Here is a 24,256-nt window from a genome sequence, read left to right on the forward strand (position 1 = left end):
TATCAATCTTTTTCTCATCAGATTAGATTATCCGAGTTTTCGGACAGTCTCCCCTGCAGGAACAGATGTATCCAGTTTGGCATACTCTCGAAAGGAATTCCTTTCAGATTATCAATCTGTGGTGTTACCCCTTCTTTGCACCATTCATATGTATTGGTTGTTGTATAGTCTTCATTAATTTCAAATACATAGGCACGGTCTGCGCATGTATACTCACCGACTTCACGTAACACGGTATTGATTCCATCGTCGATCAGCTCTGTACTGCTAAGACTTGTAATCTGCTAGATCATAAATCGTTCCGCTTCCAGTTCTGCGCTTAACTTTCCATTTTCATACAATAATTCTGCTATTGTATGGTTCTCTGTCATACTCATAAGGCCACCTCTTTTCTTATCTGGTTATCTGTTTTTATCTGTCTGCACGTGGTCTTTCTTTTCTCATAGGCCGTATTCTCTCTTACTTTTATGAAATGGTAAGCTCTTCCAACATCTGTCGTACGGTCTTTCCATTTCCCGGATGCCGTTTGTATGGTGCGATTTCCTCCAACGGCTCCAGTACAAAAGAGCGTTTATGCATTTCAACATGGGGAATACATAAGTCATCCTCCTGACTAATCAGATCGTCATAGAAAATGATATCCAGATCCAGCGTTCTTGGTCCCCAGTGAATGATCCGCTCTCTTCCGGCTTCCTTTTCGATCCGGTTCAGTTCTCTAAGGAGTTCCTTCGGATAATAAAGAGTTTTCATTCTCAGACAGCCATTCAGAAAATCCGGCTGGTCTGTCACACCGTACGGTGGGGTTGTAATAAATCCGGACACTTTTTCCACTTTGCTTGCAGGAAGCGCGTCAATTGCTGACACTGCATCGTCCAGAATCTGTTTGCTGTCTCCCATATTAGATCCGAGGGCAATGTAAGCAGTGTGCCAGCTTCTTGTGATTCTGACGCTGACAGTTTTAAGCGGAAGTCCTACCGGTGCCCATGGTTTCTGAATCTCCAGTGTTACTTTTTCAAGCCCGTCAAACTTCTGAAGCATATCTTCTACCAGTTCTTCGGCCACGCGCTCCAGTAATTTGTATGTATGTGATTTTACAAATTCTGTAATAAATGCACTGACTTCTCCGTAATGGATCGATGCCGTCAGCTCATCGGTCTTTCCGGCTTTTCTTGTGTCTGTATAAAGTGTTGCGGACACGATGAACTTCTGTCCCAGTACATTTTCTTCTGGAAATACGCCGTGATTTGCGAATATTTCCAGACCTTCAATTTTAATCTGATCTAATTCCATCCTCTATACCTCATGGTCACGCATAAGCGCTTTTGTCATCTGAATGGCTCTCTTATTCTTCTTTACATCATGGACACGCACAAATGCACTGCCTTTTTGAACACCGTATACCGTCGTCACGAGTGTCCCTTCTTCCCGCTGATCGACTGGCAGATCCAGTGTCAGACCAATGACGGATTTTCTGGAAGTTCCAAGAAGGATTGGGTAATTGAGCTTCTGCATGATTTCTAATTTGTCAATAATCTCCAGATTCATCTCGTAAGTCTTTCCGAATCCAACTCCCGGATCCAGAATAATCTTATCATCTGCAATCCCTGCTGCCTTTGCCAGACGTATACACTCCCGCATATCCTCCATAAAATCATCCAGGAAATTGCTATATTCTGTATTGTCACGGTTGTGCATCAGGCAGCAGGCAACGTTATGTTTTGCGATGACATCTGCAATCTTCTCGTCATATTTCAGACCCCAGATATCATTTACAAGATCTGCTCCTGCCTGAACTGCTGCTTCTGCCACCTTACTTTTATAAGTATCAATGGAAATTGGCACATCAAACTCTTTTTTCAGTTTCTCAATGATAGGAGTCACTCTTGCAATTTCTTCCTCATCCATGATCATTATATGTCCCGGTCTTGTAGACTCGCCTCCTACATCAATGATGTCTGCGCCGTCCTCGACCATCTGTCTTGCATGCTCCATTGCCTGATCCATGCCATTATATTTTCCACCATCAGAAAAGGAATCCGGTGTTACATTCAAGATTCCCATAACATAAGTTTCATGCTCTACGTCAAATTTCTTTCCGCCAATAATCATATCTTTATCTCCATATTCTTCTCTTCTTCGCTCCAATTGCACTGCTCTTTTACCGGACACGCAAAACAATTTCTGGAACGCTTGTCACACTCATAAAAAAGTCTTGCCACCTCCGACATGCCGTTACATTTTCTGCGATGTCCGCGCACAGCTTCTAATATCCATGCCCGTTCCGTCTCTGAAAATGCATCATTTTCCGAAAGTGTATCTAAAATCTCGCCTGCGATCTTCTCACCTGCAATTTCGTGAGGAATCTTGTCCGTGTACTGCAAAGCTTTTCCAATGTCATGTAAAATTGCTGCTGTGTAAATTAACTCCTTATCAATGTCAAGACCTGCTTCCAGGTTCTTAATATACGCAATCCGCGCTACATCCAAAAGGTGTGTGATCTGGTGACAACAAAATTCACGGTCATGCTCAATTTTTTCATTTTCCCGGTAATACTTCTGATAAAGTGGATGATTCCAGACTGCATTGAGGCGCGGCATCTCTATATACTTTTCCATCAGCATCGCTATCTCTCCAACATGCGGAAAAATCGTTCTTCCAGTGCCGGTTCTGTCTCGAAGACTCCACGTCTTGCCAGCGTCACTGTCTGGCTTCCCGGCTTCTTGATTCCGCGCATAGTCATGCACATATGCTCCGCCTCGATCATCACGATTGCGCCTTTTGCCTGCATATGCTCCATCAGCGCATCGGCAATCTGTCCCGTCAACTGCTCCTGAAGCTGCAGTCTTCTTGCAAATACTTCTACTGTTCTTGCAAGCTTGCTCAGTCCTACGACTTTTCCATCCGGGATATATCCGATATGTACTTTTCCGTAAAATGGAAGCAGGTGGTGTTCGCATGTGGAGTAAAATGTAATATCTTTTTCCACAACCATCTCACTGCTGTCTACTGTAAATGTCTTGGACAAATGTGTTGCTGCATCTTCTTCCATGCCGCCGTATATCTCTTCATACATTCTTGCAATCCGGTCCGGAGTGTCAATAAGCCCCTCCCGGTTCACATCTTCACCTATTCCTTCTAATAAAAGCCGAACTGCCTGTTCTACTTTTTCATGATCTATCATTTTTATTCGCTCTTTTCTATTTTTCTATTTTCTTCCACAATCCGCTTCACTTCTCCCAGATAAGAAAGTGAACCACATGCGATGATTACCTGATTATTCATTCCGGCACCGCACAATGCTGTCGCTGATTCCACCGCCGACTGAATACTGTCTTTTGCTTCTGCTTCTTCGCAATATTTTCTGGCACAGTCCGCAAGTTTCCCGGCACTTAAGCTTCTGGCTTTGTTCGGAAGTTCTACAGTGTAGACCTTCTTTGCCAGCGGGCAAAGGATACTTGTAATCTTTTCATACTCCTTATCCTGAAATACTCCCATAATAAGCTGGATTTCCTTTCCTTTAAAGTATCGCTCAATGGATGTTCTCAGTTTGATCGCAGCATCCTCATTATGCGCTCCGTCTATGATAAAAACCGGATTCTTTCTAAGGCAGGTAAATCTGCCTTCCCACACGGTTTTTGCAAGCCCGTCCCGCACTGCTTCGTCCGGAATCTCATATCCAAGTGTTCTTAACTGCTTTACAATCTCAAGCGCTGTGGCAAGATTCTCTCTCTGGCACTGCCCCGCAAGATTCGAATGCATCTTTTCAAACTCTTTATAAGAAAATGTGATTCCATCGTAACTGTCCGTCAGAATTTCCATTTTCTTTGGCTCCGCCTCTACATAAGAGCAGTTCTTCTCTTCTGCTTTTTTCTTCAGGACATTTCTCACAACGTCTGTCTGTCTCGCGGATACTACCGCACAACCAGGTTTGATAATGCCCGACTTCGTCCGGGCGATCTCCTCCAGCGTATCTCCAATCACACCAAGATGATCGACGCTGATGGTTGCAAATGCTGCACAGATGGTATTCTTCACAATATTCGTCGCGTCCGTCTCACCGCCAAGTCCGGTCTCAAGTACGACCATGTCGCAATGCATTTTCCGAAAATACAAAAAAGCCATTGCCGTCTCTGCTTCAAATAACGTCGGGAGAGGTTCTCCCTTTGCTTTCAGACTGGCAATCGCTTCCTTTATCTTCTCTACACTCTGTGCAAAATCCAATTCCGAGATCCATGTTCCGTCCACCTGGATCTTCTCCAGATAAGACATAACGGTCGGAGAAACATATCGCCCGGTTCTGTAGCCAGCCTCACTTAATATAGTCGAAGTGTACGCAAGCACAGAGCCCTTGCCATTCGTTCCTGCAATATGTATGAACTTAAGATCGTCCTGTGGATCACCAAGCTCATGCAACAGACCTCGAATCGTATCTAAGCCAAGTACACTTCCGTATTTCGACATCTCGTCCAAATATACCCTTGCTTCTTTGTAGGTCACGTTTTTTGTTCCCTTCTTTTTTATAAAATTTACTATGATATTTACATATTAGACTTATCATACCACTGTAAGCGCCTGATAACAAGCGAATCTTTTCGAAAAATATACCATAACTTTTTCCATTTGTAATGGTATATTTCATCACCTCAAGATTCCCGAATATCGAATCAGTGTAAGAATCACCTGCACTGCAAAAATCTCCGGAATCCCGTATCGGAATTCATTCTTCCTCGTCTTATGGTGGAATACATGCATTCCGATCCATGCTCCCACAGAACCACCGATGCATGCAAACCCAAGAAGAGTCTTCTCGCTAGTTCGCCACTCGTCATTCTTCGCTTTCCATTTGTCCTGGCCAAATGCCAGGAATGTAATGATATTAATAACACAAAGATAAATGATAAAATTTTTGTTCATGTTTTTTATAAAAAGACGAAATTCCAAAATTCCGCCCCTTTTACCTCTCGTAATTCTTATCTGTTTTTATTATTTTACCACATATTCCGTAATCTTTTCAAACAAGATTTCACCATCTCATGGCTTCTAACGGCTTGAAAATGTGTTCTGCTTTTATTAGAAAGAATCAGACACTAAAAACTCGAAAAGATGTACAATCTTAATTCCATTTTCAATTCCCTTATCCATCTCATTTAAAGTTACCACATATTTCGGATAATGATCTCTGATCGCCATCAAATTCCCCACTTCTCTGTCTGAATTCTGTGGAATCTGCACACACACTTGAACATATATTTTTTCTTCTCTCCGGATTGCCACAAAATCAATTTCTTTCGTATCATTTTTTCCTACAAATACTTCATATCCGCGTCGTTTTAATTCAAGAAAAACAATATTTTCCATTACCCCATCTAACATTTTCCGATTGTAACCAAGAAGCGAATACTTCAAAGAAACATCGGAAAGATAATACTTTTCCTGGGTTTTTAAGATATTTTTCCCTTGTAAGTCATAACGGGCACACGGATATATAATAAATGCCTGTTCCAGCCAGCGTAAATAATTGTAAATGCTTTCTACAGAAATTTTCCGATGCTCACTTTTCAAAAAATTGGAAATCGAGTTTGCTGAAAATGTTTTTCCTACATTTTCAATAATATATTTTACTACTCTATCAAATAGATCCTGTTTGTTGATCCGATGGCGTTTCACAATATCGCGGGAAACCACCGTGTAATAAATTCCATTTACTATCTGATACGCCTGCTGCGATTCATATTCTCCAAGTGCAATGATCGGAAATCCTCCAAAGCGAATATACTCTTCCAGCAGCTCTGTTTTTGACTTACCACTTTCTTTTTTAAATTCCAGATACTCTTTATAAGATAAGGTAAAAACCGGAATTTGTATATAACGTCCAGTCAGATAGGTCGAAATCTCACTTGACATTAACTTGGAATTAGAACCGGTTATATAAATATCTGCCTTTCCGGCTTCTAACAAATTATTAATTGCCTTCTCCCAGCCTGGTACTTCTTGTATTTCATCTAACAGAAGATAACAGTGTTCCTTCACACCTATATCTTCTGCCAATTCATCATACATCTGTTTTGCAGTTATACTCTCCGGTATATCCATATCCGTATACCGTTTCTCTATAATATGATCTTGTGAGACACCCTCTCTTATAAGTTCTTCTTTAAACATTTGAAAAATTGTAGATTTTCCACAACGCCGCACACCTGTCAGTATTTTTATAAGAGGTTTATCTTTAAACGCTTTTAATGCATCCATATAATCTGGTCTGTAAATCATAGAACGCCTCCTTTTTCCATGTTTAATGTTTCTATATTATATATTACCTAAATTCCATTATGTATTCAACAGTTTTTAAGGTTAAACCTTAAAAGCTATATTATTTTCCATATTTTTTCAGGTGATATAAAAATTAATTTAATATCTATGTGGCTATAAAATTCCCCCTCCCAGATGTATTATACCTGAGAGGGGGGATAAAATCTTTTGATATCTGTACCGATATGCCCTTTTGTTATTTATTTTTTCTTCTTATAACCGTCACACTGATCACAGCTGCTGCTGCAATTGCTGCCAGTGCATAAAGCATCGGTCTTGCTTCGTCTCCTGTGACTGCTGCCATCTGGTTTTTCAGCTTATTTAACGGTGTCTTTTTTTCTGATTCATGTTCCTTTCCAGTGCCCGGTGTTCCTTTATTCGGATCTTTATCCTTGTCCGGGTCTTTGCTTTCGCCGCCGCTGGTATCTTCTGCTGTCTCAATGACCAGTGTCAGATCCTCGCAGACTTCTTCCAGTGTCAGATATCCGTCTTTGAACTGTTCCGTAACGTCTTCTCCGTTCAGGAGTATCTTTGAAACCTTCCATCCTTCCTCCGGTGCGATCCGTATCTTCGGCTCGGCAAAACGATCCACAACAAAGTTATCTATGTTGCCTTCCGTCTGATCTTCTTCCCCTTCTATCACTACATCTGCGTGACTTTTTTCCACACGGATATTATGGGAGTCCGGCACGGTTGTACTAATGGTGCTCTGGGAATTCGATGAGCTTCCTGCATCTGCTGCCAGAACGGACATGGTCGTAAAAAACATCGCTGCGATTGCAGCCAGCATAGTCATCACTGTCACAAACACTGCCGTTGTAATGCGGACAGTCTTTTTATCCACAATGATATCCAAATTTTCTGTCTTTTTCCTCATATGCACGCCCCCTTACTCACTTTTGTCCACGTATGATATCGTAAATGTCACCGTATCTGCGTACTCTCCGGCTGCCGCCTTCTTCCAGTCTTCTTTTTTAATCGCGATAGTAAGAGGTGTCTCTTCCCCGGCTTTTGTATACTGTGCTGATGTAAATGGCCGGCTTCCCGCCTCATCCTGCGCCAGAATCTGATAAGGAATCACTGCCTTTGAATTGTTGGAATTCTTTAAGTTAAGATCAGATAGCAATGACACCTGGATACATTTTCCATCCTCAATCTGCGCCTGCTCTACTACAATATTCCCGTAAGAGGTTTCTGTCTCATTAAACCGCATGCTTGTATCTACCGGAATCGTCACCTGGTAAGCCGGGTCCACATGATAACTGACTGTCGCACTTCCTGCCGTCTGGGTGGTGGCTGCATAAATTGGATTTTCTGCACATATTAACAGCACCGGAGTCAGTAGTGCAAAAAGAATTCCTGTTCTTATACTTCTCTTTTTCATCATTCTCCCCTCCTGTTACTGTGCAATTAATGTAGTCTCTACATTTGCCCCGTTCATGGCAGAGCCGTCAGTGAGTGACGCGGTCGTAATCTTGATGGTCGCCGGATATTCTCCCGCTGCAAGTGCCTTCTCTAATGTCACCTCTGTAATCGCCTTCCCTGGCTCCACCATCTTCGATGTGTAGATGGTCTCATCTGTGTCGTTAAGCACGATTTCAAATGTAAAGTAACATGGGTTTCCTTCCGGATTCATCAGGTTCATCTGCACGTCTTTTTTGTCTGCCTCAATCGTAATGGTCGGATAGCCCGGTATCCGGATTCCTGTCGGCTTTTCCCCGGTATCGTCTGCCGTCTGGGTCTTCGCATTTGGATCCAGATCCGGCTTAAATGCCGAATCTGAACCTCCTTTTAATTTCATGAAATAAATTAATCCTGCAATGATGACCGCACACAGACAGATGATAATGACAATAAGTATTTTATTTTTTCCTGCTTTTTCTCTCATCTGCTCTTCCCCCTCTTATCTGAAAAATACATACATACTCAGACTACTAAGATCGTATTCATCTCTTTTATCTCCGTGAGCGTCAAATTCCAGTGTCAGGCTGTCTACATCAATTTTACCGTCAACCATCAGATAGTAATCACATATTCTCATCTTACCATTATTCTTATTCAGATCCTCGGTGTGAACCTGCCAGTCATTATGATCTTTATTGTCAGATCTTGTATGATAAGAAATCTTAAGATCCGAATAACCATCTTTAATTTTCTTAGTCCTGTACAGCACCATGACCTCCATAGATGAGTAATTCTGGTGGATCGCATCGTAGGAAAGATTGGTCATATTCATATGATAAACTGCCGGATTCTGTCCAGTATCTCCGGTTGTCGGCACTTTCGTCTGATTTCCGTCTACATAGAAAGTAAATTTTACAGTCTTGCCATCATCATCTACCCGGTAAGTGTTTTCATAATCCGATGGTTTGTAAAGATAAAAAGAATTTGCTTTCCAGCTTGCGTATAAGGTAATATTTTTTGCGTCCTGAAGCTGCAGCTCTTTCGTACTCATGTCAAATGCTGTGTTGGCTCCTTCTTTTTTCCAGCCTTTGAACTCCCAGCCGTAACGAGTCGGATCTGACGGGAACTGGTACTTATCACCATATTTTGTCTTTCTTACCGTCTTCGCTCTTCCGTCACCATAGTCAAATGTAACATTGTACACATTTGCCTCCCATTCCGGATAGAGTGTCACAACGCCTCCATTCACATCGGTCAGCTTCGACACCTTTTGCCGGTCAGAGTAATAAGTCTTCTTGCCCTTCTTATCCACGGTGTACCATCTCTTAAAGGAGTGGCCTTTGCATGTAAATCCGCATTTTGGAAGTGTTACATTTTCCGTGTAATTGACCGTCTTGGCTGCCATGGAACCTTTCGCCTCCGTACCGCTTAAGATAAATGTAATCTGATATGTATTCTCTCTCCAGTTCGCCTTATACTCCCGTTTTTCTATAGAGCCCTGTTTTACAGACACATTGTCACTTACTCCTGTAATTTCGGTTCCACTCCAGCCTGTAAATGTATATCCGGCGCGGACTGGATTTTTCAGTTTAAATACGGTGGTGTCCACGTTGTAAGTCGTCGGATTCTTCTCCCCGGACTTCATGCTTCCGCCATTTAAGTCATAAGTAATCTGGTATGTCTCCCGCTCCCATATTGCTGTGTAAATATGGCTTTCGGCCGGCATAGTCGTCGGAAGGTTATCGACTTTCTTGCCATTCTCACTCCAGTTTTTGAAAATATATCCTTTTCTTGTCGGATTTTCTGGTGCATTTATCTTGTCACCATAATTTCCTTTGATTGGCTCAATCGTTGTTCCTCCGCCTGTCTTGAACTGAAGTGTGTATTCCATCTTCAGCCACTGTGCCTTATAGGTAAGGTCTTTATCCGGTATCGTCATTTCAACGTCTTCGTCCCAGCCAAGGAACTGGTATCCGGTTCTTGCCGGCGCTTTCGGCACTGTGATATTCGCACCATAGCGTCCGGTCACGACGATCTTACTGTCGTCCTCACCCTTTTCTGCAGCGAATGTTCCGGAATCTGCGTCAAATGTGACTGTATGTACATTTCTCTTATAGTAGTACTTCACTGTCGTCTGTCCGTCTCCGGAAATGGTAACTTTCTCTGTCTTTGGTTCCTCGAAGCCTTTATATTTCATGACTTCTGGTGTCACTTCGCTATCCACAGCCGCCCGTGCATGACTGCTTTCTTTCAGCGTATAACCGTCACCTTGTACATTTTGCTGATAATGTTCTACTACATAGTTGACGATGTTTGCTTCCCATTTTGCATAGAGTGTCAGATCCTGATCCGGCATATTCGCTTTGTACTCTTTCGTACATTTTGCATCTGTATACCAGCCTGCAAATGCATAACCGGCTCTTGTCGGCTTCGGTATGGACATTTCATATCTTGCTTCTACCGTCTTATCTGTCTTACCATCGTAGTTCTTAAGCGTCAGCGTATGCACATTTCTTGTATAACGGTAAATGACCGTTGTTCTTCCATCACCTTCGACTGTCACCTGCTGTTTCTCCGGTGCTGTAAATCCTTCATACGCTTTTACTTCCGGTGTGACAACCGTATCCGTATCGGCGTTAAAGTTCTCCTGTGCTCCCAGTGAATATCCGTCATCATTGGCATTTTGCAGACAATGCTTAACCGTGTAGTTTACACTCTGCACATCCCATTTTGCATAAAGTGTGATGTCACGATCCGGAACCACTCCGTCAAATGCTTTTGTAAACTCTGCGTCTGTATACCAGCCTGCAAATGCATAACCGGCACGATATGGTTTTTCCTCCCATTTCTCACCATATGCAAGTTCTTTTGTCTCGCTGTCATTACCGTTATTGTAATGGATCGTTACCTGATGGCGGTCACGCGTATATTTGTAATCTACATATGTGATTTCTCCATCGTCTACCACATCATAGCTAACCGGCTTTGGTGCTGTAAATCCTTCATACGCTTTTACTGCCAACGTCAGATGTTCTCCTGTTTTAGCTGTGACAGTTTCTGTCTCTGCCAGATCATACTGCTCTGAATTGCCAATAGACTGTTGATAATGTCTCACCTGATAAGTCTTCATTCCGGCTTCCCATTTTGCATAAAGTGTCAGGTCATGTGCCGGCATGGTCGTCTGTACGTACGGCTGTGTCAGTGCTTCATCTGTGTACCAGCCTGCAAATGCATAGCCTGTTTGCGACGGAGTATTTGTAATATCTGCCTCATAGCGAACTTCTGAAGTCTTGTTGTCTTCTCCATTATTCAGGACATAAGTCAGATTGTAGCTGTTCCGCGTATAGCGATACCAGATATCCGGTCCGCCCCAGCCATTTACCTGTCCTGTCTTGGCCTCCGGTGAGGTAAATCCTTCATACTGTTTTGGCTGCGGAGTCACTTCTGATTCTGTCAGGCCGCTTAATACTTCTTCGTCCGTCAGGCCAAAGTAAGAACCATCTACAGATTCTTTATAATGATAGACAGTATAGCTGCTCATCACCGGTGTCTGTTTTGCATAGAGCGTCAGATCTTTGTCCGGCATGGTTCCATCGAATCGATTGTTGAAATCTTTATCTGTATACCAGCCTTCAAAGCGATATCCATCCCGGATCGCTACTTCTGTAATTGCCGCACCAAATGGCATTCCGAATCCTTCTATATTATTTTCATCGACCCCGCGGTCTACCAGCTTCAGCTTATGGATATTTCTCGCATACTTGTATTCAATAACTGTGTTGCCGTTTCCATCTACTGCCACGGTCTGTGTTTCCGGTGAAGTAAAGCCTTCGTAACGCTTCACGTCCGGCGTCACTTTATCTTCCGGATATGCCGCAAAGACTTCCTCTTCATATAAGATATATGGATCTTCTTCCACAACCGGTTTATCTGTGTCCGGATACTCTTCTTTATCTCCACCCGGTTTTTCTTTTTCTGCATCTGGCAGTTTTTCTAGCAGATGCCGGACTGTATAGTTGACTTTCTGCTTCTCCCATTTTGCATAGACCGTCATATCTTTTGCCGGCATCGTCTGGCCAAATGCGTTCTCACATGCCTCGTCTGTATACCAGCCTTCAAATACATAGCCTTTTCTTGTCGGCATCGGTGATGCAATCTTGTCACCATATCTTGCTGTCACTTCTGTCTGGTCTGATTCTCCGCCTTTTGCATCAAAGGTCAGCTTGTACTCATTCAGATCATAGTACACTTTCAGTACAAGACTGCCATCTGCCTTGATCGTTCCCTTCGGCAGTTCACCTTTTAAGTGATAGACTTTCTCGTCAAGATCTGCTGCTTTTGCTGTGACTTCCTCTCCCATCTGTCCGGTCAGAGCCGCGGTCTCGCTTAAGCTGTATCCGCTGTTATCCGTATTCTGCACGTAGTATTTCACGGTATAAGTAATGCCTTCCAGTGCTTTCCATTTTGCAATGTAGGTCTTATTCTCAGATGGAACTTCCTTTGGAACCCCAGCGCCTTCTTCGTCCTCCCAGCCAAGGAATTCATATCCCGGTCTGTAGACTGCCGGTGTCGGCATCATGGTTCCATATCGGTAATTTCCGTCTGCGATCACTTCTGTCTCCGTTCCATTCTCCGTCTCTTTTTCGGACTTGAATGTCTGTGTATATTTATTTCTTGCATAATAGTAATTGATGACCAGACTGCCGTCTGCTTTTACAGTCTCCGTAAGCTGCGGCGGTGTTACAAATCCCGTACGCTCATTTGGAACCGGGCTTACTTCCTCTTCCGTCCTGCCATTCATTTTCACCGGAGTCTGCGCTTCATAGGTTCCATTCGTTCCTTCTATATAATCTACGACTGTATAACCCACATCGGCTGCTTCCCATTTTGCATAGACAAGTCTGTCTTCTTCCGGCATCGTTTCCGGAATTGTGTATGGAATGGTGAGATCCATGTCCTCATACCAGCCGGCAAATGTGTATCCGAGTCTTACCGGATCTTCCGGCTTCTTGATCTCTGCGTTATATTTTCCGGTAATTGCATCGACGAAAGATCCGCCATTACTCTGGAATGCAATATAGTAACCATCTCGCAGGCGGTCCCAGTGAAGCTTGATCTTTCTTGCACATGGCTTCGTATTAAAGGTACCTTCCTGGTTTTTCCATGTAATGATCATCTCACCGTCCTGCTCCGGCTCATCACCTGGATTTACACGGATAATATTGGTCGCCGGATCATACGTAAACGCACTGTTCGTCATGGAAATGTTGAAATACTTTGTATCATCTTCGTAAATCTTCTCGTAATATTTTCCGTCGTCCAGTCCGGTCTTCATATCCATGTACTGCATCTTGAAATATTCATCCGGGATCTGAACCGACTGAATCTCCCGCTTCATATTAATCTCGGCAACCTTATCCTGGGTATAAGCAAAATCCAGTACATTTTCCAGAACACCTACCCTATAAAGCGGCCACTCGTTCTCGTAAAGTGTCGGATTATAGGTAAATGCATTGGACAGTGCCTGTGCCTCGAACTTCACTTCCAGATAAATACCGATTTCCAGATACATAGCTCCCATAGCACGGCTGCTTCGTCCTGCCGATGCCGTATATTTTAATTCGTAGTAGAGGTAACCCCAGACCTGTGCATAACCGCCCACATCCGCCGAGATACCGACACTGGCGATGGACGTTGATAATAATCCCACACGCACCGTCAGTCTCACACCGGCTTTGATGCCAAGAGTTCCCATAGCATATGCCGTAAATTCATACTGCTCCTCTACCAGATCTATCGTATCATTGGTCGCCGTCCGCTCTTTGACCCGTACACAGAAGACATACTCTTTCGCATTCTTATACCAGTACGTCATTCCGATGGAAATGTTCACATTTGCGGAAACAACGAATTCCAGCTTCACCTGAATATCAATGATCAGAAGCACACGGAAATGCTGGTCTACCAGCGGACGCTTGTAGATTTCCACCCAGTCTGCCTCGTCTGCCAGAAGTTCCGAGTACCTCTCTGCCAGAGACTTGGATACGGATATTTCATCTCCGCCACTGACGAGACCTGATGCAGAATTTAGATAATCCTCGCCATTCTCCATCATATTCTTCAGCTCTTCGGTAATCTTGTTGACACCTTTTCGTAATTTCGAACTGGAATCAGATACTGGGTTTCCGGTTTCTGCAGTCTTGAAGTTGACATTCAGTCCGATTCCTGTGTATTCATATAATTCCAGAGATGCCGTTACGCGGTAATCTGCAATGTACGGAATAAATCCCCATGTTTTCCACACGGCTGAACCGTCCACATCGATGGATACTCGCACTTCCTGTTCAAATGTCGCCGTGATCATGATCTCGATGTCTGCGCCCCGGTTCACATGAACTGTAATCGGCACGCCAATCTCCAGTGCAAGCCTTAGTCCACTCACATCTCCGTCAAAATGTTTTAGTGTCGTGCCGAGATTTGCTTTTACCGTCGGTACTCCTAATTCCACACGGGAACCGCCTGCGGCTCTTGCCTTTCTCAACTGGCCATAGCCCTGGCTCTGAACCATGATGTCTGCATTCATATCTTCCTTGAGAGATTCCTGAAGCTCCTCAAAAGATTCTGTCTCCATTGCCGCATCGGCAACTCTTTCTGCCACTTCGGATGCAAATCCGCTGTCTACTGCCTGTGTCTCAATATCCTCTTCCAGCTCCTGCACATCGGTATCTTCCAGAAGGTCCTCCCCTTCTACATTTTCCTTTTGGTACACGTCCATAGTCTGGCGCATATCTTCTTCGCTCACAGGTATATAGCTTACTATGTATTTCCCTTCTGATAACAGAACACTCGTAATCTCTCCATAGAGAGACACGGTTCCGCTTTCATTTTCTCCCATTGTACCTGTGTAAAGTGCCAGATAATCGCCCTCATCTACGGTTGTCTCACTGTCCAGATCCATAGCCTGGCTCATAGCATCATCACCAAAGGTCAGGTCACTGACATTAATCGTTACACTGTTATTATCCGGGTCACCGTCCTGATCTTTGTCCATAGAAAGCGGCAGCACATCCGGCATAAAGAGCACGTCTTCCGGTCTGGAGCCGCGATATGTATACTTGTCCCCATCCGCTCCTGTAATCTCGACAAATGACACATCACTGTTGTCACCAGAGGACATATCCATGGTCGGGATCACATCACCGGAATAAATTGCGACCTGGTCGCCGACTTCTAACTGCTTCTTATAAGTAAATGTTCCGGTCGTATCACTTCCTTCTTCGGTCAGGGAACCGTCTGTTCCAATCGTCATTGCCGCGATTGAAACTTCCTTAACTTTCTTTCCATTTACAGTCAGATTGGAAAGCTCTTTCTTATGAATATACTTGATTTCTTTATTTAACTCTACATTTTTGACTTCTTCGCGGTAGACCGTAAAATCATAGACACGGATCGTTGGGTCAAATCCTGTAAAATATAACGCCTTTTCCTGAAGCTCCAGCTTATAGGCTGCCCCCGGTGTCTATCCGTTCGGATTGCTGATTGTAAATGTATGGTCTGCTCCTTCGGTCACATCTACCGTAACCGTTTCGGAAGAATCTGTCACATTTTTTATTGTGAAATTTTTTCGCACCTGATCAGGCGTCATGGCAGCACTTGTATCCGTCACCGGAATCGTAAAATCAGTTGCCACATCATTTGCTCTGGCATAAGTCGCCATGGACACTTCTTCCATCGGCTGGTTGTCTGCATAAGAGGCATACAAGGTCACATCACTCAGAAGACGGTCCTTACTGTCCACATATCTGGTGCATGCTTCATCGTAACACCAGCCAAGAAATGTACTGGACTTTTTCACCGGTGCCGGCAGATCCTTCAGAACGGTTCCTGCCTGGTACTGCTCCTGTGTTATTGTGAGCATCTGATCTGCCTGCTGCGGATTCTTCTTCGTGATAGTTCCGCCATTTGTCTCATATGTAATATTGTACGCTGTATCCTGAAATGCAATGTCAAAAGTCAGGTGATCTGTATAATCACCTGTATAGTTCGGTTTGTCCAGAATGTTGCAGTCATATTCCTGCTGCTTATGGCTCTCATCTTTCGTAAGACTTGCGACAACCGAACCATTTTCCAGTGCCGAACCACTCTGCGGATTTCTCAGTTCATATGCAAGACTATGTAATCCACTCTTTAATTTCCAGTCATTTTCAGACTGGACTGTCACGCTCACATGATCCTTGTCATATAATCCACCTGCATCCGCTTTTATCGTAAGCTTATCCCCATCCGCATTGACCGTCTGTGGAATATCCACATAATAGTAGCGTTCCGTCCATTTTGCATAGAGGACAACACTGCCGGAATGATCCGCAGTACTAAGCGAAGTAACCGGCTCCCCGTTAAACTCCTCATTATCATACCAGCCGGCAAACTCATATCCCGCTTTTGTGATCTGCTCCGCTCCCGGAAGTTCTGTCACCGGCTCATCGTAATTAGACGGAGCCGTGTAACCTTCCGCAAACGTTCCTCCATTTTTCTTATAGTCAATGCCGGATTCCTTCAGCACATCCGTCCCCTGGGACGTTCCTTCCTCCGATTGCGCAACCGGATTCTGCGCATTCGCGTCTTCGGCAAATGCTGTGACCGGCACTGATGTTGCAAATAGCACCGCACTCAAAATCATACTGACCAGACGTTTCTTCATATGTATTCCCTCCTCATTTTTCCCTCTGAAAACGAGTAATTATATGCTAAATTACATATATATTGTACCAAAGGAAATACATCTCTCACATGCCCGTTGAAAGCCAAAAAAGTGCCTGTTTTACAATTCCTTTTGTAAAACAGACACTTTTTCGTATCCTGTTATTCTATTGATTTACGAATTCTTTAATCTTATCGCGTTTATCAATCTGCAGTTTTTCCAGAATTCCGGAGACATAGTGCTTGACCGTATTCACTGACATTCCCATATGTTCTGCGATTTCCTTGTTCGTCCAATCCCTGCACGCCAGCATGGCTATGGAAAATTCCAGCGGAGTCAAAAGATCCGTCACTGCCTTTTGCGTCTTGGGATTGTGAATTTTCATCCAGCCACGGCTAAATGCAAGTACACCATCCACCAGCTTCTTGTACATTTCCGGCTCTTTTTTCCGGATACAGACTTCCATAGTCCCCTGAAGCAGACCATGATACTCGATAAATGGTTCCATGAATTTGTCCGCTCTTGCCCTCTCCCATGCCCGGGTCACCGTCTGAATTGCTTCTTCTTGTTCTTTCAGATTAATCTGACACATTGCCTGTACGCACCCCAGATAAATCATGGAAATCGGATAAACTCCGTCTGCCATCAGAAATGCCCCCTGTACAACACCTTTTGCCTTTGCATAATCCTGTCTCAGATAAATCTCATGTGCTAAAAGACTTACTGCAAATAATCGTTGCCCAATTGGAAGATACGGAATGTACTGCTGAAGTGGCGGGGTTCCTTCCTCCGGCGGTATATGAAGAAATGTGCTGATTACATAAAATGCGAACAGACACGCCGCCTTTACATTCACAGGCGTGTCCTCCTGCATTGACCGTGTCAGACACTGATGCACATCTTCCCTTGTATGCTGTGCTGCCTGAGAATCTCCAAGTGTAAGATTCGCAAATGTGTAAAGCATATCTGCCGATAGCCGGAGCATCACATCATCGTGATCCAGATAATCTTTTATCGTCTCCACACATCTTTCTGCCTGAGCTGAGAAGAAATAATATTCTCCCTGTGCAATCTGTGCCAGTTCCTTATCTTCTATTTTCTCAATTGCTTCTGCTGCCTTTCCCGGTTGAAATGCACTTCCAACCAAAGGAAGGATGACTCTGTCAGATATTTCCATTTCTTTCACCACTTCTTATAAAATTATATTTTCTGTCAATATGGCCTTTATCAATGAAACTTTTCTACATAATAATTCTGTATATCTGTTAAAATATACGCCTCATAATATTCTACCGGAATCTCCTGATTGTCTTCCAGACAATAGGAAATCGCTTTAATTCTCAATAAAGGCTGACTTTCATCCCGTTCCAGTAACCGGCTCACCGACACATCTGCTGTTGTAGCTTCCAGTGTCTGTCTCACCTTGTACATATATGTCCCATAGAATGAACCAAGCACTTCATATAAAGACCGGTTATTGAAGTCAAAAAAATCTAACTTTTCAAATCTTTTTGCCGGTAATACTGCTGTATTTAAACTATACGGAATACCATCTGCATAATAAAGGCTGCGAATTTCAAAAATCTCTTCTCCTTCTTCTATCTGAAGTTTATCTGCCAGATACGCATCTGCTTCTTTTTTTTCTAAAGACAACTGCTTCTTGCCCGGCAACTTTCCTTCGTTCCTTACAGCCTCTGTAAAACTATAGATTCTTGATCTTTTCTGATCTGCCAGTTCTCTCACAAAGCAGCCCTTTCCCTTGATCCGGTACAAGATCCCTTCTGCACACAATTCGTCAATTGCTTTTCTCACCGTCACACGACTGACTTTATAACACTGGCACATTTCATTCTCGGATTTGATTACCTGATTGGGTTTTAAAATATTATCTTTGATCTGTTCTTTTATCTCTTGCTTGATTATTTCGTATTTGGTCATCTTACTTTCCACCTGCTTGCCATAAAGAATAACTTTGGCTTATCGTTATAGCGAAAAAAGCCATAGATCTCATACTCACATGAAATCCATGGCCTTCTTGATCTTTTATTATTTTAACATAAAATCCTCTATTTTTGTCCGTTATTATGCAGTTTCTTTTGCAATTTTTCTCCAGTTCAGGAAACCGTATGTGGAGTTGATGAAGTTGATTGTCTTCATAATGATAATCAGCAGTGCAGAGGAATCTCCCTGCATAAATACCATGATCCACATCACAATTGAAAGTGCATTTACAATTGCCCACATTGCCCACTGCTCTGAGAAACGAAGCAGATACAGGAAACTTGCCACAACCGATACGACTGTTGTCAGAGAATCCATAAATGGAAGATTTCCACCCATCCATTTCAGAATCTGCATGTATCCAAGTACTCCGATAATTGTCACTGCTACTGTTGTGAGCATAATCTTTGGTGTCATCGTACGGAATTTTACTTCTCCACCCTTTGTCATGTTCTTCTTCCATGTGAAGATTGCAATGGCACTGACCGGAATTGAGTAGATCAAGTTGTACATGACCTCACCGTAAAGCGGAATACCCATACAGTTAATCGCATATAATGCACTATTGATAATTGCAAAATACAGACCGGCAACTTTACCTTTTGCTCCAAGTACCAGGTTCAGACTACTTGTCAGCGTCATGACCAGCATAAACAGACTTTCTTTCTGAATTGCCCAGGCTACTGTCTGTACAATCAGTACAAATGCAAGCCATGCTTTTTCTTTCCAGCTCCAATCTGTAAAAAATTCTTTTATTTTATTCATTTTCCCATTCCTCCGAAATCTTCTGAAATTCCTCCAGGTCCATAACCGGTCCGGACGTTCCTACAATTGCCGCTGCCGTACGATTTGCAAGTAATACGGCATCTTCTACTTTCATTCCCTTTGACATTCCTGCAATAATCGCCCCGATATGACTGTCTCCGGCTCCTACAGTGTCCACAACATTGGTCTTAACAGATGCGACCCTTCTCATTTCTTTTCCATCATAGAACAAGGTTCCTTCTGCCCCAAGCGTAACAAATACGAGATTGCCACTCTTCTCATAAAGGGCTCTCACTGCTTCTTCTACATTTTCCTGCTGTGTATAACCCTTTGCTTCTGCTTCATTAATATGTAAGATTGGCTTTAATGCAAAAAGGTTTTCCATTGTTTCAGATTCGATTGCCGTAATCATCGGTCCCGGTGCGAAAAAGATATGCTTTTCTTCCACATTTTCCACTGTTTTCAACCATTGTGAAATGATTTCACCACTTTTTCCACAAACCTGATAGCCTGCGATGTAGATATTCTCATAGTTGTCCATGTCGATTTGCTCAAACCATTCCTTTTTGAAGTGGCATTCCGCTCCCTGCACTGTGATAAATGTTCTTTCTCCATCAGCCTCTACAAGACTCAGGCAATAACCGTTATCCTCTCCCGGTTCTTCAATCATCGGCTCATATCCTTTTTCCTTCATGCCTCTACGGATAATATCTGCAAATGAACCGCTTCCCACCGGCACACACAAATCATGTTCACATTTCAGATTTCTCAATGTGTTGGCAACATTGTACGCACAGCCGCCAACTACCGTTTTTGTCTCCTTGCAGGGAATATCCTCCCCACTCTTTGGGAGACGTTCAACCTTCATCATCAGATCAACAATCGCAGCTCCGACTACTAGCGTCCGCATCCCAACAGCTCCCTTCCTTTTTCAAGAATATTGATATACTCCTCAAAATCTGTCTCCGGGTTTTGAACTCTTAAAAGTTCTGTGTACTCTGGATTAATCTTTGAATAACCAACAAATGCCCCACATATAGCTGTTGCCATCGCTCCGATTGTATCTGTGTCACCGCCAAGATTTGCACACATCAGACAACATTTATTTGGATCCTGTGTGTAATATGCAATGGAAACCGCTGCCGGAACAGATTCAATAATTCCAACTCCTGCCCCAATTACATCATAGATTTTCTTAGAAAATGCATCTTCATCGTCTGCATATTCTTTTGCGATCTGAACACCAATCTTTACTCTCTCTGCAAGTCTCGGGCTGAAGGTCTCGCAACCTTTTTCGTATCCGGCTTCTTCTACAGAAAGAATATCACTTAACACCTGCTCGAAATCATCATTGACAATTGCAGATGCAACACCTTCTGCAATCATAGCTGCTCCGGCGATTGTAACATCACTTGTATGTGTTGCCTTGGAAACTCCGTACACATAATCTATCAGTTCTTTTCTCTGATCTGGTGTAAAGAGGCAGCCGATTGGTGCAATTCTCATAGAACTTCCATTGGATAAAGCTTTGTTCGTTATCGCACTTGCATCTACTCCATCTCGGAAATTCGCCAGTGCAACCTTAGAGGTCGGTCCTAAAATATTATTTTCAAATGCATTCTCTTTTTCAGCCCATTCCAGCATACGCTTTGCTATATCTGAAGCATTTGGCTCATAACCAGTTGCCTTCAATGAATCCAAAAGAATCATTGCCTGCCCCGTATCATCTGTAAACTGAGCTTTGTTGTAGTTAAATGCAACATCATTCTCTTTTGGTCCATCAATAAATTCTGTGATTTTTCCACCAAAGAATTTTCTTGCCCTTTCTCTGCCCCACAATTCTGCCGGCATTCCCATCGCATCACCAAGTGCCATTCCATATAATGCTCCGGCAATTTTATCTCTTAATTCCATGTTTCTTTGCTCCTTTTAGATACAGTTTGATAGTACAACTTGTATTATTTCTTGTTGCATTTATTTTATACATATCGGTTATTTATGTCAATATACTTTCATTTTTTTACAACTTTTCAGCACTTTTTTCAATTTTCATCGTTTTTTGAATAAATACAAGTCTGATTTTTTGTCTAAAATAACAACACCGTATCCGGTACTGTGTTTCTATTTCGTAATCTTCAAAAAAACGCCAGAACCGACATTTGCCGGAACTGGCATTTCTTAATCTGAGAGCTTTTTATACTCCCATTTTATTCTTTTATCATTTTATGAATTATTTTCCTAAGCTGTCACTTTTTTATCTTCCGGCTTCTCAAGGAGTTTCTTAATTCCCTGAATTGCTACAAGCACTCCAAGGATTAACAGAAGTACTGCAAAGATAAGCTGCAATGTATTTCCAAAATCCAATCCTGTTGTCATGAATGCCTTTGTAAGTTTTACAATTGTCATTCCAAGTGCCGTAAATGTAACTGCCATCATAAATACCATTGGTCCCCAGAGCATGAATCCCTGACGTTTTGTCTTCTTTAAGAATACTGCGCAGGCTACAAGTGCCAGTACAGATAACAGCTGGTTTGCAGAACCGAACAGTGGCCAAATCTCTGCATATCCGACTTTTGTCAGGAAATAAGCAAGTACCAGTGTAATGATTGTTGCAAAATACTTGTTCGTTACTACCTTTAAGAAAGGACTCATATTCTCATCTTCCACATCTGAATCAATCCAGAACTCCTGGAATGACAGACGTCCGACTCTGGCTACTGAATCCAGAGATGTCAGTGCAAATGCAGATACTGCAAGGTTGATCAGTGTAAATACAAGTGAATGTGGCAGACCGATGGCTGACAGGAAGTTCGCAATTGCTCCTGCAAAAATCTGTGGCTGAGTGGTCAGTCCCTGTGCTGCTGCCTCACCTTTTCCAAATGATGCAACGGAAATCAATGCCAGAACTGCAAGCATACTTTCCATTAACATGGCACCGAATGAAACCGGAAGCATGTTTTTCTCATTTTTAATCTGCTTGGAAGCAGTACCTGATGATACCAGTGAATGGAATCCTGAAACTGCACCACAAGCGATTGTTACAAACAAGATTGGGAACATATACTGCGGATTTCCATTTGCATCCGGTATCGAGAATGCTGTAAATGCTTCAAGATTACATGCCGGATTTGCAACAAATACACCAATAACAGCACCGAGGATCATAAAAATCAACAGATAACTGTTCAGATAATCACGAGGCTGAAGTAATGCCCATACAGGTGTTACACTGGCAATTAAAATATAAGCAAAAATAATAAGATGCCATGTACCAAGGCTTACATAGATTGGGAAGTTAAGTCCAAGTGCAATTGCAACTACCAGTAATATAACTGCTACTGCTGTATTTACCCATTTATTAAATTTTGAATATTTCAAGAAAAATCCAAGTGCCACTGCTTCTACGATAAATAACATCGATGTTGTTGCAACAGCTCCATTTGCCACTACTTTTGTAACTGTTCCTGATTCACTTGTTGCGAATCCATTAAATGTTCCGGCTACGACATCAGCAAATGCTGCGACAACCAGAATGCAGAACAGCCAGCAGAATAACAGGAATAATTTCTTACCTAATTTTCCAATGTACTCTTCAATGATGTAACCAATTGTACGGCCTTTGTTCTTTACAGATGCATACATAGATGCGAAATCCTGAACTGCTCCGAAGAATACACCACCAATTAAGATCCATAAGAGAACCGGAAGCCATCCAAAGATTGCCGCCTGAATTGGTCCGTTAATCGGACCTGCTCCTGCGATTGATGCAAACTGATGACCAAATACTACGTTAGTATCAGCCGGTACATAATCCACTCCGTCTTCTAATTCATACGCCGGAGTTTTCGCATTCGGGTCAATGCCCCATTTGTTTTGGAGATAACGGCCATACAGAAGATAGGCTCCTCCGAGCACTACGATGGCAATTATCATCATAAGTATTCCACTCATAATAATCCCTCTTTCTTTATATTTTGATTATATATTAATCTCAGGAACACCAATCAGCATTTCTGAAATTATTATTGATCTTGCGTATATGTTTCCATACAATAAAAAAACGCCTTCGCTATCCTTTCGGATAACAAAGGCGGATTTATCTTCCGTGGTACCACTTTGTATTACTGCATTTATCACTAACTACAGTCTCTCATCACTGTCATTCTCAAACAGTTTCTTCTGTAACGTGAAGATTACGTCCCTGCTTACTTTAGCTCTGATGTTAAATATGTTAAGTATTTCAGAGGGATGCTCCCAGGTGATATCACAAAATCCGTTCTGTCGCTTCGCACCACCCAACGACTCTCTGAAATCGCGTTCTCTTTTGTGACGTATCCCTTTCACTGCATTTCTTTTTATTAACTATATTAATTTTACACTTTTTTGCGTTAAAGCGCAAGAGACTATTTTAACATAATTAACAATAATACGAAGGACTGTTTGTGCAGTTTTTACAATTCTATTTTTTTGATATGGAATCTTGTTATATTTTATTAAATATCTCTACTGCCTTTTGTGCAAAGCGCTTCCCATAAATATTAAAATACTCTTTATAATTTCCCATTCCATTGAACTTTTCCATATTATTATTTACTCCGACCGGTCCAAGATGAATCACTGGCTTTCCACAAGCCATACCGCCTGAATAGCACAGCATTCCCTTTACCATCTCAATTGTCAAAATAGACTGAATGACCTGAGTTCCGCCACCATGTGTGTACTGCTCTGTTGCAAATGCGCCACCCATTTTCCCCGGAAACTCTAACTCTCCTGCTTTTTCAAACAGCCAATTATGAATCTGCGGTGTCATCTGTGCCATATAGGAAGGAGAACCTACTACAATTCCTTTTGCTTCCTTTACAAAATCTTCATCCACTTTTTCAATAGAAAATGCTCTGGCTTCTACTCCTGAGACTTCATTCATTCCATCGGCAATCCATTCTGCTGCCTGTTTTGTATTTTCAGTTTCTGAGTGGTAAATAACTGCAAGCTTCATAATAATTTCCTCCATCATTTGTGTATCGGTTTATATAGGTTTCATCCCTTGTTCAAACGCCCCCTCAGAGGTCATGTTGC

The 24,256-nt window shown here is 42.6% G+C and carries 20 protein-coding genes and 1 other annotated feature; all 20 genes read right to left on the bottom strand.

Annotated features, from left to right (window positions below):
- Nucleotides 1-17: 17 nt before the first annotated feature.
- The 20 genes from LI149_RS09365 to LI149_RS09460 all read right to left on the bottom strand — a co-directional run bounded on the left by LI149_RS09365 (nt 18) and on the right by LI149_RS09460 (nt 24,176).
- Nucleotides 18-233 carry a hypothetical protein gene (locus tag LI149_RS09365; protein WP_227143264.1) on the bottom strand — a complete coding sequence of 72 codons (216 nt, stop codon included), beginning with the start codon at nt 231-233 and terminating at the stop codon, nt 18-20.
- A 232-nt stretch (nt 234-465) separates the two neighbouring features.
- Nucleotides 466-1,290, bottom strand: a complete 825-nt coding sequence (folK, locus tag LI149_RS09370; protein WP_173786110.1) for a 2-amino-4-hydroxy-6-hydroxymethyldihydropteridine diphosphokinase — start codon at nt 1,288-1,290, stop codon at nt 466-468.
- Nucleotides 1,291-1,293: 3 nt separating this feature from the next.
- Nucleotides 1,294-2,109, bottom strand: coding sequence for a dihydropteroate synthase (gene folP, locus LI149_RS09375; RefSeq protein ID WP_227143285.1), 816 nt, complete (start codon nt 2,107-2,109; stop codon nt 1,294-1,296).
- Nucleotides 2,106-2,621, bottom strand: coding sequence for an HD domain-containing protein (locus LI149_RS09380; RefSeq protein WP_173790356.1), 516 nt, complete (start codon nt 2,619-2,621; stop codon nt 2,106-2,108). Before LI149_RS09380 ends, folP begins: the two co-directional genes overlap by 4 nt.
- A 2-nt stretch (nt 2,622-2,623) precedes the next feature.
- Nucleotides 2,624-3,181: a GTP cyclohydrolase I FolE gene (gene folE, locus LI149_RS09385; RefSeq protein WP_227143265.1), complete on the bottom strand. Its 558-nt coding sequence runs from the start codon at nt 3,179-3,181 to the stop codon at nt 2,624-2,626.
- Nucleotides 3,182-3,183: 2 nt separating this feature from the next.
- Nucleotides 3,184-4,497, bottom strand: coding sequence for a folylpolyglutamate synthase/dihydrofolate synthase family protein (locus LI149_RS09390; RefSeq protein ID WP_173786112.1), 1,314 nt, complete (start codon nt 4,495-4,497; stop codon nt 3,184-3,186).
- Between the two features lie 141 nt (nt 4,498-4,638).
- Nucleotides 4,639-4,914, bottom strand: a complete 276-nt coding sequence (locus LI149_RS09395) for a DUF1294 domain-containing protein (RefSeq protein ID WP_227143266.1) — start codon at nt 4,912-4,914, stop codon at nt 4,639-4,641.
- Nucleotides 4,915-5,070: 156 nt separating this feature from the next.
- Nucleotides 5,071-6,270: an ATP-binding protein gene (locus tag LI149_RS09400; protein ID WP_173786113.1), complete on the bottom strand. Its 1,200-nt coding sequence runs from the start codon at nt 6,268-6,270 to the stop codon at nt 5,071-5,073.
- A 235-nt stretch (nt 6,271-6,505) separates the two neighbouring features.
- On the bottom strand, nt 6,506-7,186 hold the full coding sequence (locus LI149_RS09405; protein ID WP_227143267.1) for a hypothetical protein: 681 nt from the start codon (nt 7,184-7,186) through the stop codon (nt 6,506-6,508).
- A gap of 12 nt (nt 7,187-7,198) precedes the next feature.
- Nucleotides 7,199-7,696, bottom strand: a complete 498-nt coding sequence (locus tag LI149_RS09410; protein ID WP_227143268.1) for a hypothetical protein — start codon at nt 7,694-7,696, stop codon at nt 7,199-7,201.
- A gap of 12 nt (nt 7,697-7,708) precedes the next feature.
- Nucleotides 7,709-8,197: a hypothetical protein gene (locus LI149_RS09415; RefSeq protein ID WP_173786116.1), complete on the bottom strand. Its 489-nt coding sequence runs from the start codon at nt 8,195-8,197 to the stop codon at nt 7,709-7,711.
- Between the two features lie 15 nt (nt 8,198-8,212).
- Nucleotides 8,213-15,022: an InlB B-repeat-containing protein gene (locus tag LI149_RS09420; RefSeq protein WP_227143269.1), complete on the bottom strand. Its 6,810-nt coding sequence runs from the start codon at nt 15,020-15,022 to the stop codon at nt 8,213-8,215.
- 210 nt (nt 15,023-15,232) lie between these two features.
- Nucleotides 15,233-16,414 carry an InlB B-repeat-containing protein gene (locus tag LI149_RS09425; RefSeq protein WP_227143270.1) on the bottom strand — a complete coding sequence of 394 codons (1,182 nt, stop codon included), beginning with the start codon at nt 16,412-16,414 and terminating at the stop codon, nt 15,233-15,235.
- Between the two features lie 166 nt (nt 16,415-16,580).
- The gene (locus LI149_RS09430) at nt 16,581-17,591 is read right to left on the bottom strand and encodes a response regulator transcription factor (protein WP_173790179.1); all 1,011 of its coding nucleotides are present in this window, start codon (nt 17,589-17,591) and stop codon (nt 16,581-16,583) included.
- A gap of 50 nt (nt 17,592-17,641) precedes the next feature.
- A complete protein-coding gene (locus tag LI149_RS09435) occupies nt 17,642-18,352 on the bottom strand; it encodes a GntR family transcriptional regulator (protein ID WP_180211259.1) in 711 nt (236 codons plus the stop codon).
- A 144-nt stretch (nt 18,353-18,496) separates the two neighbouring features.
- Nucleotides 18,497-19,180, bottom strand: a complete 684-nt coding sequence (pnuC, locus tag LI149_RS09440) for a nicotinamide riboside transporter PnuC (protein WP_005333694.1) — start codon at nt 19,178-19,180, stop codon at nt 18,497-18,499.
- The gene (locus LI149_RS09445) at nt 19,173-20,090 is read right to left on the bottom strand and encodes a PfkB family carbohydrate kinase (protein WP_005333693.1); all 918 of its coding nucleotides are present in this window, start codon (nt 20,088-20,090) and stop codon (nt 19,173-19,175) included. The genes pnuC and LI149_RS09445 overlap by 8 nt, the downstream gene beginning before the upstream one ends.
- The gene (locus tag LI149_RS09450) at nt 20,078-21,094 is read right to left on the bottom strand and encodes an ADP-ribosylglycohydrolase family protein (protein WP_173786121.1); all 1,017 of its coding nucleotides are present in this window, start codon (nt 21,092-21,094) and stop codon (nt 20,078-20,080) included. The genes LI149_RS09445 and LI149_RS09450 overlap by 13 nt, the downstream gene beginning before the upstream one ends.
- Before the next feature lie 324 nt (nt 21,095-21,418).
- On the bottom strand, nt 21,419-23,131 hold the full coding sequence (locus LI149_RS09455) for a carbon starvation protein A (protein WP_227143271.1): 1,713 nt from the start codon (nt 23,129-23,131) through the stop codon (nt 21,419-21,421).
- Nucleotides 23,132-23,263: 132 nt separating this feature from the next.
- Nucleotides 23,264-23,533 (bottom strand) — a binding site (T-box leader).
- 130 nt (nt 23,534-23,663) lie between these two features.
- Nucleotides 23,664-24,176, bottom strand: coding sequence for a flavodoxin family protein (locus LI149_RS09460; protein WP_117495266.1), 513 nt, complete (start codon nt 24,174-24,176; stop codon nt 23,664-23,666).
- Nucleotides 24,177-24,256 lie beyond the last annotated feature (80 nt).

Source organism: Dorea sp. 210702-DFI.3.17, from assembly GCF_020560825.1.
In the GTDB taxonomy this organism is placed as follows: domain Bacteria; phylum Bacillota; class Clostridia; order Lachnospirales; family Lachnospiraceae; genus Dorea; species Dorea formicigenerans.